We start from the raw sequence: 17,730 nt of genomic DNA, 5'->3' as shown, positions 1-17,730 counted from the left end.
CCGCTGTCCGCAGCCTCATCGACGGCGACTTCGCTATCGCCTGAACAACAGCTCGCGCCAACCCCGTGAGCAATTACGAAGCGAGCGCACCTAACAAATGTCCGCAATGGGTCAAGAGCGGAGTAAGCCGCTTGTGAAGCAGTAGGAAGAATAAGAGCGAGTTCGTGGGCTTCGCCTCCACGTTTCCCTACGCAGATTCAGCCTGCCTCCTAACAGCATCAACCAGATGGTCAAACTTTCTGACTTCGGCGGCGGCGGTACCGATCAGTTCGCCATTCTTTTCTGTGACAGCGTACGCTCTTTGAGTTCTAACAAAAGTAGACAAAAAAATCAAAAGCTCGCGCTCTTCCTTTGTCATCATTTTCTCCATAGGCGGCCTGACGACACAAGCCATACCATCTTTACGGCGCCCCGTCGCGCTGAAATCATAGGAAAGCGCAAATTTGATGATGCACACAATCAAAGATAGAAGACAGCGGGTTGAAGGGGCTTACTCCGGGTCAGCAGCCGCCGTTGCCCATTCTCGGCTATTTGCGAAATCCGCTTGTCAGCGCCTAGTCACCGCGGTGCTCGACCCCGCTCATACGGACCTATCTAATACCCGCTTTGCTAGAATAACTCCGGTTCTCGCAAGAATCGTGGCAATTTCCATATGGCTAAGGCGATCTTATTATAAGTAATCAAGCGCAGCCAGCATGGGGCATTCTAAAATCCTGCTTGCCAAAGGCGCCTGTGCCTTCTAGGAGCGCTACACTACACTTCCGTGAGCGGTTCCGCATGTTCAAGTAATCTAATAATTCTGTCGCGGAGAGGCTGCAGAGCTGGATGGCTACGTGCAACCGCCCGCACAGCCGACCGTCGCGCTGCAGCGGGCTTTAGTCCAGTACGTTGCGCGAGCACATGGCCGCAGTCGTGATGGTCGAGCTGAACCTGCATTGCCTGAATATGACCGGCGGCGATAGCTGGTGTGCAATTCAGTTCGCGACCGAGTGCATCCCGATAGGCCTCTGCAGCGAGCTCACGCACCAGCCAGCGCTCCGGCGCCAATCCGTCTCCAGGGAGTATCAGCCATTCCGGCCTCAGGTCTCTTTCGGCACTTTCTTCCGCAATCCAGCGGTTCACCTGTGCTTCTGTGCAATCCCCGTCGAAGGTACTGAGTGCACGCAGCTGCGGGGCCATCCGCAGGTGGGCAACGGCTTGGCGTGCTAGTGTAACGTTGCTGCCGACATCGTGCACGCTGATACGCGCCCGCTGCGGCCCCGCCAAGCTCTCCTCGACCATCAGCCCGGCGAAGGTGTCTTCGGTGTAGACCATCAGCTCGGGTTGTAGGCGGCCCATCATCTCGTGGACCGCAAAACGAGTGCTCACATTGTCAAGAGCCTCATGCTCCGCCCCGTTCCGACGCAGCAGCACGCGAGCACGCCGAGGCACAGCGTCGATCACTACTTCAGAGTGCGTCGTGCAGACAATCTGTACCTTCCTTTCGAGGCAGCAACTGATCAGAACCTGCATCAGACGCTCCTGCGCCTCGGGATGGAGCCCCAGTTCGATCTCCTCTATGACCAAAAGGCTCCCGCGGCGGGCGGCCTGTAGCCGAGAAAGCAGAACGATTAGGGAGTTCTCGCCGCTGCCCATGTCGAAGCCAGAGTAGTCAGCTCCCGCGGTGCAGGCGGACAGTCCCAACCCGCGGACATACCGAATTTCTGCGCGTTCGTAGTGGCGGCCCATAATGTAAGAGAGTTTGGTGAGCGACGAACCGTCAAGCGTCTCTGTACGGTCGAGCGCCTCGCCGTTGAACGCGGCGCGCAGAACACCGAACTCCGATGCCGGCAAGATGCGCGACATCGGTATGTAGTCAATTTCCCGCACGGGCCGGTTACCCGGCCGCCGATGCCGACCGGCATCGGCAACGCTCACCCATCTGCCACCCTCCATCTGATCGATAATTTCGAGTTCGTTGCCGCGGTCCATCAGCACCCAGGTCAGGCGCAGCCCGTTGGGCTTCGGCACGCCGCGCTGCCGATGGAAGAAGTCACCGAACTCGTAGCGTAGGCGTGTGTCGGGACGCGTCCTGGGCCGCGTATTGCCCCAATAAACCCCCCAGTCCGCCGGCGGCCGTGCGGACAGCGCAGTAAGCGCGAGTACGGTGGATTTTCCCACGCCATTACGGCCACAGATGACGGTGAGGGGATAGGGAAACGGCATGACGAGGCTGGTCAGGCCGCGCAGGCCCGGACCACCTTCGAGGCGCAGTTGGCGCAATAGGGGTCTGTCGAATTGAGCTGGCGGACGATCCCAGAACTCGCAGAGTCGCTCCTCGTTATGGCTGAGCCTACGACCTGGCACCTTCTTCCTCCATGACGAGGTCAACCTCGGCTTCCCGCTTGGCCGCCGGATCGAGAGGTGGCGGCGTGTTCTTGTTACGGTCGCGCCACTGGACGAAGCCTGGACAGAAGGTCCGAAAATCGCAGTTTTTGCACCAGCCGTTGACTGGTCCTGTGCATGAAAAATGCTGCGTCTTGAGACTCTTCTTGATCCCAGAAACGGCGTTCCGCACCTCCTCCAATGCTTCCCTCTGGCTGGCCTCGGAGACATCCACCAGGATACGGTCGCTCACCCCGTGCGCTGCCAACTCGCTCGTTGGTGCGTAGGGCGTCACAAGCTGGGCGGTGGCAACGGCTGGGTCATATGGAAAGGCATATCGAACCGCGCTCGCGTAAAGCCGCAGTTGGCGCTCAGCTTGACGCCGCAGATCAGTGAATTCCTCGACTTTCATAATTCTGTGCGCCTTGAAGTCCACGATTCCGACCGGCTCCCGGCGCGGATAGGCCGTGGCGGCGTCCTCAACGCGTTCCAGCAGATCGACCTGTCCTGTGATCATGGCACCACTGGCGCGATCTATGAATTCGAATGGCTTTTCGACGGCGTAGGTACGGGCGAGCGCATCGGCGTTCTCGCGCACGTACCTGAGCAGTGCCCGCTTGGCGGCCTCCCTGAGGGCATCCAGCGGCGGGCCTTGTGTGTATCTCAGGTGGAAGCGCTCATTCACGAGCTGCTCGACATCAGGGAGGCTGGGAACTCGTCCCTGACGTGCGCGATCGTGGATTTCGGCCAGTATATTGTGGAGCTGTTGGCCGTAGCCGTACTGCTCTCCGACCCCCGGTCCGAACCCCATCAGCGAACGCAGGCGGTATTCGTACGGACACCGCCACCAATAGGTCAGGTCGGAGAACGTAGTGGGCAGCATCTCAGCGTCGTCGGGAGGACGCGGGTCGCCCCGCTCACGCGCGGTGGGGTCCGTCCCGTCCCGTCGGACGGCATCGTGATGGATCTCGCGTAAATATTCGGTCGGCCGTTTGCGCGGCCGATCCAGTGACGAAATATTGAGGAACTTGGCTGAGCGAGTCAGAGCGACGTACCAGAGCCGCCGCTCCCCATCGTCACCGCCAGCGTACTCCGCCGGATCAAAAATCTGTGCCGACAGAAAGGTTTCCGGCCCCTGGTTGCGCCGGCTACTCGGGAAGTTTGAGCTTGAGACCCGCGGCAGAAAGACGACGGGCCATTCCAGCCCTTTAGCCGCGTGGACCGTCATGATCTGAACAGAGTTGAGCCGAACAACCTCGTCCAAACCGCCCTCATCGGCGTTGCTGGCGGCCCAATTTCCCAGGAACAGGCACAAACCCTTGAGGTTGGCCGGCGTCACCCATTGGTGGACAGCCTCGAACTGGGTGAGCAGCGAACTGAAGGCGCCCAGATTGAACAGGGCATCGGTCGTCCACTCCGCCTCCTGGCTGCCCAGCTCCTTGAGCATTTCTTGGAAGATGTCCTGCGGATAGATCCGCTTTGCGAGCCGTCCCCGAAGCTCGCGCTTAAGGCTGCGCCGATCGAGCTCTTCGAGCTTCGCACCGATCCATCCCAGAAAGCGCGTCGAGGAAGCGGTCGGCATATGGCGGACGCGGAGCCGCTCGATGCACTCGCGGACGAAATCGCGGGTCTCGATCGTGTTCAAGATGCGGAGCTGACCGTCATCGTCTGGCATAGCGTAGTCGGCGCGCGCCAGGAGACAGAAGGAGGCATGGATGAGCCGGACCTCGTCGTTATTGAAAAGGCCGCGAGTCCCACTCACCACTGCGGGGATGCCCCGTCCGCGCAGCACCCGGGCAAATGTGTTGCCAGCAGTCTTCACGCTGCGGAGCAGCACGGCCATGTCGGCGTAGTCCAGGGCGCGGCGGCTTCCGTCCTTCTGCTCGAAGATCACGCCACGGAGCTGCTCAATGCGGTCGGCCACCCAAGAGGCTTCTGCCTCCTCGTTGGGGAACGTCGCCATCTGGATGTCCCCAGGTTGCGCCAGACGCTCCACAACCGCACCCGTCCCCGGCTCCCGGTACCGTGCCGACATCTCCTTGTCCAGCCGTTCCGATACCTGCCGAATGGCGTGGTCGGCGATTTCCACGATGGCGTGGGTGCAGCGGAAGTTCTCCCCCATATCTACCCGATGCACCTGGGGATAGCGTCTCGCGAAGGTAAGGATGTTGCGTACACTCGCCCCACGAAACCCGTAAAGCGCTTGGTCGTCGTCTCCCACGGCGGTCACCGAAGCCGACCGGCCGCCATCGGAGAGCAGTCTGATCAGTTCCTCCTGCCGATCATCGACATCCTGGTACTCATCGACGACGATGTGGGTGAACTTTTCGCGCAGACGACCGAGAGCAGTCGAGTCCGACTTCAGAAGCTCGAGCAGCTGATCGATGATTCGATTGAAATCCACGAAGAAGTTAGGCCGGTCGTATGCGAGCGCTTGGTAGCGCAGCACGGCGTCCGCCAAACGCGGATCGTCGAGGTCCTGTGGCCGGAGCCCCTTCTGGTGCATTACGTTCAGCGTCGTGGTGAAGCGCCTGACGGTCTCCCAATAAGTCCTGGTCCGCGTTTCCGACCTGAGCCGATCGAGCCCCAGGCCTCGGCCTGAGTCCTCCCAACGCGTGAAATTGGTTGAGATCAACGCGGCCTGACGGACCTCGTCCATCACCTCCCAATTCCGGAACTGGGGCCAGTTTTCCTTAAGCACGCGCAGACAGAAGGAGTGAATGGTGCCTACGTACATGTCACCGAGCGACGGTTCCTCCGGGACCAGTTCTTCAAGATGGCCGCGGATGCGGGCCTTGAGCTCGGCCGCAGCATGTTCCGTGAAGGTGAAGGCAACGATAGAGCTCTTCGCTGTCCCGAGACCCACCAGACCAGCGATGCGGCGCGAGATGGTCTCGGTTTTGCCGCTTCCCGCACACGCAACGATCAGCAAATTGCCGCCGGAGTGCTCGATGGCCTCTTGTTGGGCGGGGGTCGGGGTAATCACCGCACACCCTCGGCGAACGCCAACCGGAAGGTCGGCACGAGCGCTTCAACCAATTTCACCGGCACAGCATTGCCGATTTGCGTCTGAATGTCTGACGAGGTTCCCGTGAACCGATAGTCTGGCGGAAACGTCTGAAGCAGCGACGCCTCGCGGGGCGTAATCGCCCGATCATCCTCGGGATGGGCAAAACGCCCGCGTGTGATATCGGTGCAGCCAGTCGTCAGAGTTGGGGCGACATCGTTCCAACGCATCCGCCCGTAGACATCCGAGAACTTCTGCTTACCCACGCCCACGTGGCAGGCCAACTCCAACTCCGGAGGAAGTGACGAGCGGCTGCCGCCATTTTTCGGTATGGCGGCAAGACGCCGTAGGGCGATCTCTTGATGGTGCCTAGCGGCATGCAGGACATCGTCGGCATCTTTCTCTCCGGCTTTTAAGCTTCGGAGATGCCCGATCGCTTGCTGAACGCTGACCCGTTTTCCCTTGGGCGTGATAGGCGGCGGTAATTCCGGAGGCGCTACCCCCCGTGCCGCCAGCATAATACACCGTACCCGCCGCTGCGGCACGCCGTAGTCGGCGGCGTCGATCCGTTGAGGTTCGCCCAGCACATACTGTGGTCCTAGGGCTTCCCGCAGTTCAGCCAAGAGGCTGGCATGTGCGGCCAACCCCGGCACATTTTCGAAAAAAATGAGCCGAGGCTTCAGCACCTCGGCGAAGCGACCGGCCTGCAGAATGAGTTGGGAACGATCGTCGTGGCCTCGCTTGCGATTTTGGCTGCTGAACGGCTGGCATGGAGCGCAGACAACAAGCAGGTCCAAATCTTTACCGCCTAGGTCCCGCTCGCGGATATCTGCCGGATCGACACGACGAATGTCGTCCTGGATCATTCGGATCCGCGGGTGGTTAAGACGGTAGGTGCGGCAAGCCACCGGATCAGAATCTACTGCGGCCACGACACGAAAGCGGCGCCGTTTCAGCGCAGCTGTAACAGCCCCTGACCCGCTATACAGATCAACAGCGGTGCGCCAGCGTCGCCCACCGCGGATCTCACTCTCGACCATCACGGTTACTCACACCCCGACGTTCCGCTTCAGCATAAATTAATAGTGGGAACGCTGCAAATGTCAGAGTCTGTCGACGTGACGGCCCAGCATTGGGGTTTCTTCCCGTTCCCCGGCGGTCCAAGAAAAGCTTGCAGCCGTTCCAACAGTGTCAGCCTATCCTTAATTTCACACTCCCAAACCACATGCACGCGCCACCCTTCGCCCCGGAGCGAAGTCATCACCAGCATATCGCGGCGGCGGTTGGTTTCAAATTTCTCGCGCCAGAACTCAGGTCGCGTTGAAGGCATGCTCGCTCGTGCGCAGCCAGCATGCCGATGCCAGAAGCAGCCGTGAACAAAGATCACGGCCTTTCTCCCAGGGAATACCAAGTCCGGTTTGCCCGGCAGCCCCCTCACGTGCAGCCGAAAACGGTAGCCCAATCCATGCAGCAGTCGGCGCACAGCCAGTTCCGGCCGGGTGTGGGCGGACCTCACCCGGCTCATATTCCAACTGCGCTTCCCTGGCTCAAGGCGATCAACCATCACTAATCGATACCAGATCCCCGTGATCCTGGCGAGCCCGGCGACGATCCAGACAAATCGGGGGTTGAGATTATGTGCACGGATGCTGCCTCAATCGTGCTTGACAGATCGCGACGCGGCGTTCACCCAACCCGGACCTCAGGTTTTGAGGAAGGTCCAATTATCCGCTCCTGGCGCAAAGCCGACCCCCGTCCGAAATCCGCCAATCGACCTCTCGACCGCCAGCCGTCTGCCCGTCCATCAACCCCAGACCGGCCACGGCGCGCAGGACATGGGGCCGCCACGCCGCGGGTCGGCGCGCGCCCCTTACCCCGCCACCCGCCGCACCATCCGCCGCTCCGCCGTGCCGTGCCAGGTCAGCAGCGCCAGGGTGACCACGGCGCCCAGCGCGATCAGCCACCAGTTGTTGAAGATCAGGCAGGTGCCGGCGACCATCAGGGCGAGCTTGCTGGCGGTGTCCAGGGGGCGGCCGAACCAGCCGGTGAAGGCGGCGCCGAGCGCGACGATGCCGAGCACGCCGGAGGTGAAGGCGACGGTGAAGCGGTCCCAGGCGAAGTCGATGAACAGCAGGCTCGGCGCGTAGACGAACATGAACGGCACCGTCGCCTTGCCCATCGACAGGCGGAAGGCCGTCATGCCCGTGCGCATCGGCTCCGAGCCGGCGATGCCGGCGGCGGCGAAGGCGGCCAGCGCCACCGGCGGCGTCACGTCGGCCAGCACGCCGAAATAGAAGACGAAGAAGTGCGTGGCGAGCAGCGGCACGTCGAGCATCGCCAGCGCCGGGGCGACGATGGCGGCGAGGATGATGTAGCTGGGCGTCGTCGGGATGCCCGTGCCCATGATGATGCAGGCGATCGCCGTCAGGATCAGCCCGAAGAAGACGGTGAGCTGTTTCAGGTCGATGAGGTTCAGCAGGTCGAAGGCCTTCACCGCCTCGGCCAGGCCGCCGGAGGCGGAGAACACCGCGGCGGAGAACTTGAAGCCGACGCCGGTCAAGGTGGTGATGCCGAGGATGAAGCCGACGCAGGCGCAGGCGGCGCCGATGCCCAGCGCGTACTTGGCGCCGAACTCGAACCCCTCGACCAGCGCCTTGGGCGTCATCGCCGTGCCGGTCATGCCGGTCACGCCGAGCGGGCGCAGCAGCAGCGGGATGTAGGAGCACAGGATGGTCAGGATGATGCCCCAGAAGGCGGCCAGGAACGGCGTGTAGCGCATCAGCAGCAGCGCCACCATGACCACCAGCGGGATCAGCAGGTGCCAGCCCCGGGCGAAGACCTGGCCGATGCGCGGGATGTCGGCGGCCGTCATGCCCGACAGGCCGAGGCGCCGCGCCTCCAGGTGCACCATCAGCAGGATGGCGAGGTAGTGCATGATCGCCGGCACGATGGCGACGGCGATCAGGTCGGTGTAGGGGATGCCCAGCGTCTCGGCCATGACGAAGGCCGAGGCGCCCATGATCGGCGGGGTGATCTGGCCGCCGCACGACGAGGCGGCCTCGGTCGCCGCGGCGAAGCGGCTGGAGAAGCCCACCCGCTTCATCATCGGGATGGTCAGCGCCCCGGTGGTCACCGTGTTGGCGATGGCCGAGCCGGAGATCATGCCGAACAGGCCGGACGACACCACCGACACCTTGGCCGGCCCGCCGGAATAGCGCCCGGCGACGATGGTCGCCAGGTCGATGAAGATCTGCCCCAGCCCGGTCGCCTGGGCCAGCACGCCGAACAGCACGAAGTGGTAGACGTAGGTCGCCACCACGCCCACCGGGATGCCGTAGATGCCCTCGGTCCCGAGGTAGAGATGGTTGACGATGCGGGTGATGGTGTAGCCGCGGTGGGCCAGCATCCCCGGCAGCCAGGGCCCGAGCATGCCGTAGAGCAGGCAGGCGATGCCGAGGATGGGCAGGAACAGGCCCATGGTGCGCCGCGTCGCCTCGGTCACCATGACGATGGCGACCACGCCCATCATGTAGTCCACCGGGATTGGCTGGCCGACGCGGGCGATGAAGACGTTGTCGAAGTTGAGCAGCAGGTACAGCGAGAAGCTGGACGCGGCCGCCGCGAACACCCAGTCGCGCACGGGGATGTGGGCGTGCGGGCCGGACCCCCGGCTGCCGATGGGCAGGCTGAGCAGGCTCAAGACGGCGATGCCGGCGAAGAACACCCAGCCCTCGCCGGCGGCGGTGGCCGGCATGGCCTGCACCAGGTCCCAGCCGATGTAGAGGTAGAAGGCGGCGAAGCCGATGGAGACCAGCCAGTCCGCCGCCGGGCGGGCGTGCTTCTGCCGCGGGAACACCAGGAACACCAGGGCCAGCACGGTGGCGAGGTGGGTGGCGCGGTGGGCGATCTCGTTCAGCAGGCCGAAGCCGGCGGTGTAGAGGTGCCAGCTCGACAGCGCCACCGACAGCACCGTGATGACCAGGGCGCCGAACCCCACCACCCGCCGGAAGTTCGATTCCGGATCGTATTCCTCCACCAGGTCCTGGATCTGGGCCTCGGTGAGGGGCGCGTCGTCGTCGTGGCGCGCGGGCGTGGTCGGCGGCGTGGTCAAGGCGTCGTCGTTCCCTGTCTGGAGGTGTCGGGGGTGTCGGCGGTGGCGGGATCATGATCCGCGCAGGCGTCCACGGCAAGCTCGCGCGGGCCGTCGCCCCAGCGGGCGAGGTCGACCGCCTCGGGTGCGGTGATGCGGTTGCCGGCGGCGGCGGAGGCGCGGATCACCAGCCGGTCGATGGGCCGGGCCAGGGTCAGCACGCGCGTGCCGTCGGGCCCGGTCACCAGCCGTTCGCCCGGGCCTTCCGGCCCCTGGGCCAGGCCGTAGCCGGAGCCGGCGAAGCGCTCGCGCACCAGGACGATCCGGCCGTCCACCACGCGGTAGTCGTCGGTCACGGTTTCCTTCATCACCGAGTGGCGGTAGGCGGTGGCGAAGGCGGGGGCGGCGGGGTCCAACGCAACACGCGCCAGCTCGTCGCCGGCGCGCGCGTCGCGGATCACCAGGGTGGGGCGGCAGGCCGCCGCGGCCGGCACCGGCCCGGCGAACGCCGGTGCCGATGCCGCCGTCAGCAGCGCCGCCCCCGCCGCGGCCATCACCGCAGCCGTGCCGGTCACGGCTTGGTGATGCCCTTTTCCTTGTAGTACTTCTCGGCACCGGGATGCACCGGCACCGACACCGACTGCAGGGCCGTCTGCGGGGTGATGTTCTTCCCCTGGCTGTGCACCTGCGACATGATGGCGGTGTTCTCGTAGAGCGCCTTGGTCACCTCGTAGGCGACGTCGTCGGGCAGCTCGGCGTGGGTGGCCCAGATCGCCATGACCGCGAGCGTCTCGGTGGCCTCGGTCTGGCCCTTGTAGGTGTCGGCGGGAACGGTGACCGACGCGTAGTAGGGCTGCTTCTGCTTCAGGGTGGCGATCTCGGGACCCGACAGCGGCACGATGCGCACGGGATGGCCCTGCGCCAGGTCGGTGACGGCGCTGGTCGGCATGCCGGCGGTGATCAGCGAGGCGTCGAGGTTGCCGTCGCGGATCTTGTCCACGGACTGGGCGAACGAGGAGTAGTCCTCCTTCACGTCCTCCCGCTTCATGCCGTGCGCTTCCAGGAGGTCGCCCAGGAGCTGCCACTGCCCCGACCCCGGCGAGCCGGACGAGACGGAATGGCCCTTGAGGTCCTTGAAGCTCTTGATCGGGCCGTCGGCCCGCACGATGAGCTGCACGGTCTCCGGATAGAGGGCGCCGAGCGCCCGGACGTTGGTCAGGGCGCCGTCCTTGAACTGCGCCTTGCCGTGGTAGGCGGCGTCGAGGATGTCGGCGGCGATGAAGGCGCTCTCGATCTCGCCCTTGCCGAGGAGCTGGGCGTTGGCCACCGAGGCGTTGCCGGTCTCCGCCGTGGCGGTGATCTTCTTGCCGTCGACGGTCGCCTTGTTGGAGATGAGCTGGGCCAGCATGCCGCCCAGCGGGTAGTAGGTGCCGCCGGTGCCGCCGGTCGCGATCCCGAAGAAGATCCGGTTCTGCGCCGCCGCCGGCAGCGCCGTGGCGATCATGACGCCCGTGGCGAGAATGGTTGCGACGGCCGTGCGTCTCGTCAGCATTGGTTGTCTCCCGTTCCCTTATCTCTTGGCGAATCCATTGGTGAGGCGATGGGGGCGGTCCGGTGGACCACCAGCCGGCGGGACTTGTGCGTCCGCCGGGAATCCTTCCGTCAACCGGCCGTCAGGGCAAGCGAAATCTCCTCCGGGGCTCCCTCGCCCTCTCCCGTCCTGGGAGAGGGAGGGGACCCGCGGCACCGCCGCGGGGAGGGTGAGGGTCTCACGCAACCGCAGCGCCCTCACCCTTCCCGACCTGCGGTCGGGTCCCTTCCCTCTCCCGGGGCGGGAGAGGGAGGCCGTCGGCCGGCACCAGGAGGCCGTGCTCCTCGGCCGCGGTGACCAGCCAGCGCCACAGGCTGCCGGCGAGGCTGCGGCCGACCGACAGCTCGAAGGCGGCGCCGTCGTCGCTGCGGACGAGGTGCACCGCCATGTGCGCCACCTGGGTGAGCGCCACCTCGGCGGGGCGAAACAGCCGCGCGTCCAGGTCGATCACGCAGCCCTTCGCCAGCACGTCGCGCACCGCCGGGCCCGCCAGCAGCAGCGCCGCGCGGGCGCCGCCCTGGTCGACGACCGCCGCCGTCCCGGCCAGCGAGGCGGCAAGCCGGGCGGTGAGCCCGGCGTCGTCGCCGGTGGCGAGCCACTGCCGCGGCCCGGCCCACTGCACGGCGATGCCCGGCCCGCGGGCGCGGCGCGGCGTCAGCGGCAGGTCGACGCCGTGGCGGGCGGCCAGGGCGGCGGCGAGGTCCGCCACCCCGTCGGCCGGTGCGGTGAGCGTGGCCGCCGCCGCCGGCTCGGCCGGCCGCACGACGAGGCCCGGGCGCCCCTCGGGGTTGCCCAGGCGGCCCGGCCGCAGGAGGCCGTCCCACGGCCCGGCGGGGCGCCATGCAGGGACGAGGGCAGCGGCAGGGGAGGCGTCAGGAACGGACACGGCGGCCCTCCGGATCGATGAACACGGGGTCGACGATCTCCACCTCCACGTCGAGGCCGCGCACCAGGTCGACGGCGCGGACGCGCTCGCCGTGGCGCTCCGGCCCGCGGCGGATCAGGCCGAGCCCGATCATGTGGCCGAGCGTGGGCGAGTGGGCGGCCGAGGTCATCCAGCCCTGGCCGTTCGCCGCCGTCGCCTCGGCGCCAAGCGCGAGGAGGGCGGCGCCGGCGGTCAGCCGGGCGGCCGGGTCGATGGGCCGGAAGCCGGCCAGCCGCGGCCGCTCGGGGTCGGTGAGGCCGGGCCGGCCGGCCAGGACGCGGCCGACGAAGTCCTTGCCCGGGGCGAGCAGGCGCCCCAGCCCGAGGTCGGCGGCGGTGGTGCGGCCGTCCATCTCGCCGCCGGCGATGTGTCCCTTCTCGATGCGCATCACCCCCATCGCCTCGGTGCCGTAGGGGACGAGGCCGAACGGCTCCCCGGCGGCGAGCACCGCCCGCATGGCGGCCCCGCCGAGGTCGGCGGGCACCGCCAGCTCGTAGGCGAGCTCGCCGGAGTAGGACACGCGGAACAGCCGCGCCGGCACGCCGCCGCCGACGGTCACCGGGATCACCGCCATGTGGGGGAGGGCCGTGTCGGACAGGTCGGTCCCGGGGTCGACCACCGCCTGCACCACCGCCCGCGACCGCGGCCCGGCGACGGCGAGCTGGGCCCAGCGCTCCGTCACCGGCACCAGGCGGACGTCGAGGTCCGGCCACAGCACCTGGGCGCAGTGGTCGAGATGCTCCAGCACCGCGGCGGCGTGGGCGGTGGTGGTGGTGAGGAGGAAGTGGGTCTCGCCCAGCCGCGCCACGGTGCCGTCGTCGAAGACGTGGCCGTCCTCGCGCAGCATCAGCCCGTAGCGCACCCGCCCCACCGCCAGGGTCGACAGGGTGTTGGCGTAGACCCGGTCGAGGAAGCGGGCGGCGTCGCGCCCCTGGACGTCGATCTTGCCGAGGGTGGAGACGTCGCACACGCCGGCCGCCCGCCGCACCGTCGCCACCTCGCGGTCGACGGTCTGGCGCCAATGGTCCTCCCCGGGAAGCGGGAAGTACTGGGCGCGCAGCCACGCCCCGGCCTCGACGAACACCGCGCCCCGCTCCGCCGCCAGCGCGTGGGTCGGCGTCAGGCGGGCCGGGCGGAAGTCGCGGCCGCGGTGCGGCCCGGCGAGCGCCCCCAGGGAGACGGGCGTGTAGGGCGGGCGGAAGACGGTGGTGCCGACCTGCCCCATGGGGGCGCCGGTCAGCGCCGCCATCAGGCCGATGGCCGGGACGTTGGAGGTCTTGCCCTGGTCGGTGGCCATGCCGAGCGTGGTGTAGCGCTTCAGGAGCTCCACCGCCCGGTAGCCCTCGCGGTGGGCGAGCGCGACGTCGTCGGCGGTGACGTCGTTCTGCAGGTCGACGAAGGCCTTGCCGCGGCCGGTCGCCCGCCACACCGGGGCGCCGGCGGTGGTCTCCGGACCGGCGGTCTCCGGATCGGTGGCCGGCACCGCGGGCGCCGCCGCGCGGAAGCCGCACTCGGCCGCCGCCGCGGCGCCCAGCGCCATGCCGTCGGCCAGGGCCTCGGCCAGGGTCAGCCGCCCGGCGGCGGCGCCGGCGACGGTCATGCCGGGCGGCGGGGTGCCGGGCAGGAACATCGCCGTCCCCTCGTCCCACACCGGCCTGCCGCCGTGATGGCAGGTCAGGTGCACCGCCGGGTTCCAGCCGTTGGCGACCGCCAGCAGGTCGGCCGCGACGGTGGTGCGGCGGCCGTCGCCGCCGGTCACCTCGACGCCGCGCAGGGCCTGCCCGCCGCGCGTGCCGGTGACGACGGCGCCGGTCATCACCGGCACGCCGGCGGCGTGGGCCGGCGCCGCCACCGCCGCGTCCACCGTCGGGCGCGGGTCGACGACGGCGGCGACCGCCGCCCCGGCCGCCAGCAGGTCGGCCGCCGTGCGCCAGCCGTCGTCGTTGCTGGTGTAGACCACGGCCTGGCGGCCGGGCAGCACGCCGAAGCGGTGGATGTACGTGCGTACGGCGCCGGCCAGCATGACTCCGGGCACGTCGTTGCCGGCGAACAGGGCCGGCCGTTCCAGCGCGCCCGCCGCCAGCACGGCGCGCCGGGCGACGATGCGCCACAGCCGCTGCCGGGGCTGCCAGGGCGCCGGGACGGCCGCCGCCGCCACCCGCTCCACCGCCCCGTATGTGCCATGATCGTAGACGCCGAAGACGGACGTACGGGGCATCACGCGGACGTCGGGCAGGCCGGCCAGCTCCGCCGCCGCCAGCGCCGCCCAGTCGGCGCCGGGCAGGCCGGCGACCTCCCGCCGCTCGCCCAGCAGGCGCCCGCCGAGGCGGAAATCCTCCTCGCACAGCACCACCCGCGCGCCGGCCCGGCCGGCGGCCAGGGCCGCCGCCAGCCCGGCCGGGCCGCCGCCGATCACCAGCACGTCGCAGAACAGCGTGGCCTGCTCGTAGCGGTCGGGGTCCGCCGCCCCCGCCGCCCGGCCCAGCCCGGCGGCGCGGCGGATCAGCGGCTCGTACACCCGCTCCCAGAAGGACGCCGGCCACATGAAGGTCTTGTAGTAGAAGCCGGCGGAAAACAGGCTGCCCAGCCGGCCGGTCGCCGCCATGGCGTCGAGGCGCAGGGACGGCCAGCGGTTCTGGCTCGCCGCCTCCAGCCCCTCGCACAGCTCCACGACGGTGGCCCGGGTGTTGGGCTCGCGGCGGGCGCCGCCGCCCAGCTCCACCAGCGCGTTGGGCTCCTCCGGCCCGGCGCCGAGGACGCCGCGCGGGCGGTGGTACTTGAAGGAGCGGCCGACCAGCCGCACGCCGTTGGCGAGCAGGGCCGAGGCGAGCGTGTCGCCGGCCAGCCCGCTGTAGCTGCGGCCGTCGAAGCGGAAGCCGAGCGGCCGCTCGCGGTCGACCTGGCCGCCCGCCGCGGTGCGGAACGCGCCGGCGGTCATGGCGTCGCCTCCGCCGCGGGGGCGCTGTCGAGGACGGCGTGCGTGCGGGTGTCGCGGGTCACCCGCACCCAGGTGCGGCACGGCGTGTGGTACCACAGCTCGCGGTGCTCCCCGGCCGGGTTGGTCCGCTGGTGGACGTAGGCGGTCATGGCGGCCATGGCGGCCATGTCCGCCGGATCGGCGCCGGTCCCGTCGGGGCGCCGCACCGTGGCGTCGCCGCGGTAGGTGAACTCCCGGCCGTCACGCTCGCCGCAATGGGGACAGCGGATGCGCATGGGTGCGAACCGGCTCCTTCCGGATCAGTGGAGGTTGGGGCGCGCGCCGGCGCCCTTTTCGTCGAGGAGGTGGCCGGTGGCGAAGCGGTCGAGGCGGAAGGCGGCGGCCAGCGGGTGGGGCTCGTCGCGGGCCATGAGATGGGCGAAGCACCAGCCCGAGGCCGGCGTCGCCTTGAAGCCGCCGTAGCACCAGCCGGCGTTGAGGTAGAGCCCGGCCACCGGCGTGCGGTCGATGATCGGGGAGCCGTCCATGCTCATGTCCATGATGCCGCCCCAGTGGCGCAGCAGCCGCAGCCGGCCGATGCCCGGCCACAGGGCCATGCCGCACTCCATCACGTCCTCGATCACCGGCAGGTTGCCGCGCTGGGCGTACGAGTTGTATCCGTCGATGTCGCCGCCGAACACCAGCCCGCCCTTGTCCGACTGGCTGACGTAGAAGTGGCCGGCGCCGAAGGTCAGCACGATGTCGATCAGCGGCTTCACCGCCTCCGACACGAAGGCCTGCAGGACGTGGCTCTCCAGCGGCAGGGTCAGCCCGGCCATGGCCGCCAGCTCCGACGAGCGGCCGGCCACCGCCAGCCCCACCTTGGGGGCGGCGATGAAGCCGCGGGTGGTCTCGACGCCGCGCACCTGCCCGTTCTCGATGCGCAGGCCGGTGACCGCGCAGTTCTGCACGATGTCGACGCCGCGCCGGTCGGCGGCGCGGGCGTAGCCCCAGGCCACGGCGTCGTGGCGCACCGTGCCGCCGCGCCGCTGCAGCAGGCCGCCGCGGATCGGGAAGCGGGCGTTGTCGTAGTCGAGGAAGGGGACGAGGCGGCGCACCGCGTCGGCGTCGAGCAGCTCGGCGTCCACCCCGTGCAGCCGCATGGCGTTGCCGCGCCGGGCGTAGGCGTCGCGCTGGGCGTCGGAGTGGCAGAGGTTCAGCACCCCGCGCTGGCTGACCATGGCGTTGAAGTTGATGTCCTGCTCCAGCCCCTCCCACAGCTTGAGCGCGTGCTCGTAGAAGGGGATGTTGCCGGGCAGCAGGTAGTTGGAGCGGACGATGGTGGTGTTGCGCCCGACGTTGCCGGAGCCGATGACGCCCTTCTCCAGCACCGCCACCCGGCTCAGGCCGTGCTCGCGGGCGAGGTAGTAGGCGGTGGCGAGGCCGTGGCCGCCGCCGCCGACGACCACCGCGTCGTAGGCCGCCGCGGGTTCGGCGTCGCGCCAGGCGGGGCGCCAGCCCGTCTGCCCGGTCACGGCGTTGGCGAGAAGGCTGAGCAGCGAATACGCGGGCATCGGTCGGGCGCCTCTCGGGCGGCGGGGAACGGACCCATGACTGTCGCCGGTCGCCGCCGCCTCCGTCTGCCCGGAAGCGACCTCTTTGTGTCCGATCCGGACATCCTACGCATCGCACGTTTCAGCCACGCGCTGACGCTCCCTCCCCCGGCCGGGCCGGGGGAGGGTGGGGAGCCTTCTGCCGCGCTTTCCTTGGCCGACGCGCCGCGCCATTGTGGGCACGTGATGCCCCACGCCACCCCTCCTGCCGGCGCCGACCGGGCGGCGCCGCCGACGCGCACCATCGGCCTGCTGCTGATCCCCGGATTCGCGCTGATGTCCTACGCGTCGGCGGTGGAGCCCCTGCGCGCCGCCAACGTGCTGTCGGGGCGCACCCTCTACCGCTGGTCCCACATCGCCCCGGACGGCAACGCGGTGACGGCGTCCAACGGCGCCACCATCCTGGCCGACCACCGCGTCGGCGGGACGGCGGACTTCGACACCGTCCTGGTGTGCGCCGGCGGCAACCCCGCCACCTTCCGCGACCCGGCGACGCTCGCCTGGCTGCGCCACCTGGCGCGGCGGGGCCGGCGGGTGGGGGGCATTTCCGGCGGTCCCTACGTGGTGGCGCGGGCCGGCCTGCTCGACGGGTACCGCTGCACCATCCACTGGGAACACATCCCGGCCTTCCTGGAGGAGTTCCCCGAGGCCCGCATCTTCCGCACCCTGTACGAGATCGACGGCACCCGGCTGACCTGCGCCGGCGGCATCGCCGCGCTCGACCTGATGCTGGCGTTCATCGCCGCCGACCACGGCCCGGCGCTCGCCAACGCGGTCAGCGACTGGTTCCTGCACGGGCGGGTGCGCCAGGGCAGCGGGCCGCAGCGCATGGACCTGCGCGAGCGCACCGGCGTCAGCCATCCGCGCCTGCTGAAGGCGATGGAGGCCATGGAGGCGGCGATCGAGACGCCGCTGACGAGCGCCCGCATCGCCGCCGTCGCCGGGCTGTCGCAGCGCCACCTCGAGCGCCTGTTCGCGCGCCATCTCGGCACCACGCTGGCCGACCACTACCTCGGCCTGCGCCTCGACCACGCCCGCGCCCTGCTGCGGCAGACCACCCTGTCCCTGGCCGAGGTCGCCGTCGCCTGCGGCTTCGCCAGCGCCAGCCACTTCTCGCGCCGCTTCAAGGGCCGCTTCGGCCATCCCCCCGGGGCCGAGCGGCCGCGCGCCCTTCCACCGCAACGCCCCGGACGCCGCTGACGCGGTCCGACGGACGGGCTATA

Annotated in this window: 13 protein-coding genes; 1 reads left to right on the top strand and 12 read right to left on the bottom strand. The window is 68.6% G+C overall.

Features of this window, described 5'->3' with window-relative positions; genetic code table 11:
* Positions 1-187: 187 nt before the first annotated feature.
* The 12 genes from ACSBPG_RS15765 to ACSBPG_RS15710 form a co-directional block, all read right to left on the bottom strand.
* Positions 188-358 (bottom strand): hypothetical protein, encoded by a 171-nt coding sequence (locus ACSBPG_RS15765; RefSeq protein WP_435538135.1) that lies wholly within the window; start codon positions 356-358, stop codon positions 188-190.
* A gap of 395 nt (positions 359-753) precedes the next feature.
* A complete protein-coding gene (locus ACSBPG_RS15760) occupies positions 754-2,262 on the bottom strand; it encodes an ATP-dependent nuclease (RefSeq protein ID WP_435538134.1) in 1,509 nt (502 codons plus the stop codon).
* A gap of 70 nt (positions 2,263-2,332) precedes the next feature.
* On the bottom strand, positions 2,333-5,350 hold the full coding sequence (locus ACSBPG_RS15755) for an ATP-dependent helicase (protein ID WP_435538133.1): 3,018 nt from the start codon (positions 5,348-5,350) through the stop codon (positions 2,333-2,335).
* Positions 5,347-6,411: a DNA cytosine methyltransferase gene (locus tag ACSBPG_RS15750; RefSeq protein ID WP_435538132.1), complete on the bottom strand. Its 1,065-nt coding sequence runs from the start codon at positions 6,409-6,411 to the stop codon at positions 5,347-5,349. The genes ACSBPG_RS15755 and ACSBPG_RS15750 overlap by 4 nt, the downstream gene beginning before the upstream one ends.
* Positions 6,412-6,440: 29 nt before the next feature.
* A complete protein-coding gene (locus ACSBPG_RS15745) occupies positions 6,441-6,935 on the bottom strand; it encodes a very short patch repair endonuclease (protein WP_435538131.1) in 495 nt (164 codons plus the stop codon).
* Positions 6,936-7,241: 306 nt separating this feature from the next.
* Entirely contained in the window at positions 7,242-9,482 is a 2,241-nt protein-coding gene (locus tag ACSBPG_RS15740; protein ID WP_435538130.1) for a TRAP transporter permease, read from the bottom strand.
* Positions 9,479-10,036 (bottom strand): DUF1850 domain-containing protein, encoded by a 558-nt coding sequence (locus ACSBPG_RS15735; RefSeq protein ID WP_435538129.1) that lies wholly within the window; start codon positions 10,034-10,036, stop codon positions 9,479-9,481. Before ACSBPG_RS15735 ends, ACSBPG_RS15740 begins: the two co-directional genes overlap by 4 nt.
* Positions 10,033-11,013: a TAXI family TRAP transporter solute-binding subunit gene (locus ACSBPG_RS15730; RefSeq protein WP_435538128.1), complete on the bottom strand. Its 981-nt coding sequence runs from the start codon at positions 11,011-11,013 to the stop codon at positions 10,033-10,035. Before ACSBPG_RS15730 ends, ACSBPG_RS15735 begins: the two co-directional genes overlap by 4 nt.
* Positions 11,014-11,230: 217 nt before the next feature.
* Positions 11,231-11,938 carry a sarcosine oxidase subunit gamma gene (locus ACSBPG_RS15725; protein WP_435538127.1) on the bottom strand — a complete coding sequence of 236 codons (708 nt, stop codon included), beginning with the start codon at positions 11,936-11,938 and terminating at the stop codon, positions 11,231-11,233.
* On the bottom strand, positions 11,925-14,915 hold the full coding sequence (locus ACSBPG_RS15720) for a sarcosine oxidase subunit alpha family protein (protein WP_435538126.1): 2,991 nt from the start codon (positions 14,913-14,915) through the stop codon (positions 11,925-11,927). The genes ACSBPG_RS15725 and ACSBPG_RS15720 overlap by 14 nt, the downstream gene beginning before the upstream one ends.
* On the bottom strand, positions 14,912-15,190 hold the full coding sequence (locus ACSBPG_RS15715; protein WP_435538125.1) for a sarcosine oxidase subunit delta: 279 nt from the start codon (positions 15,188-15,190) through the stop codon (positions 14,912-14,914). Before ACSBPG_RS15715 ends, ACSBPG_RS15720 begins: the two co-directional genes overlap by 4 nt.
* 24 nt (positions 15,191-15,214) lie before the next feature.
* A complete protein-coding gene (locus tag ACSBPG_RS15710) occupies positions 15,215-16,468 on the bottom strand; it encodes a sarcosine oxidase subunit beta family protein (protein ID WP_435538124.1) in 1,254 nt (417 codons plus the stop codon).
* A gap of 225 nt (positions 16,469-16,693) precedes the next feature.
* On the opposite strand from ACSBPG_RS15710, the gene ACSBPG_RS15705 reads away from it, so the two are divergent.
* The gene (locus tag ACSBPG_RS15705) at positions 16,694-17,707 is read left to right on the top strand and encodes a GlxA family transcriptional regulator (RefSeq protein WP_435538123.1); all 1,014 of its coding nucleotides are present in this window, start codon (positions 16,694-16,696) and stop codon (positions 17,705-17,707) included.
* Positions 17,708-17,730: the final 23 nt, after the last annotated feature.

Origin of the sequence: Azospirillum sp. ST 5-10 (genome assembly GCF_051225715.1) — a bacterium.
GTDB lineage: Bacteria > Pseudomonadota > Alphaproteobacteria > Azospirillales > Azospirillaceae > Azospirillum.
Note: the sequence above shows the minus strand (reverse complement) of the source record. Positions and strands in the feature narration are given on the sequence as shown.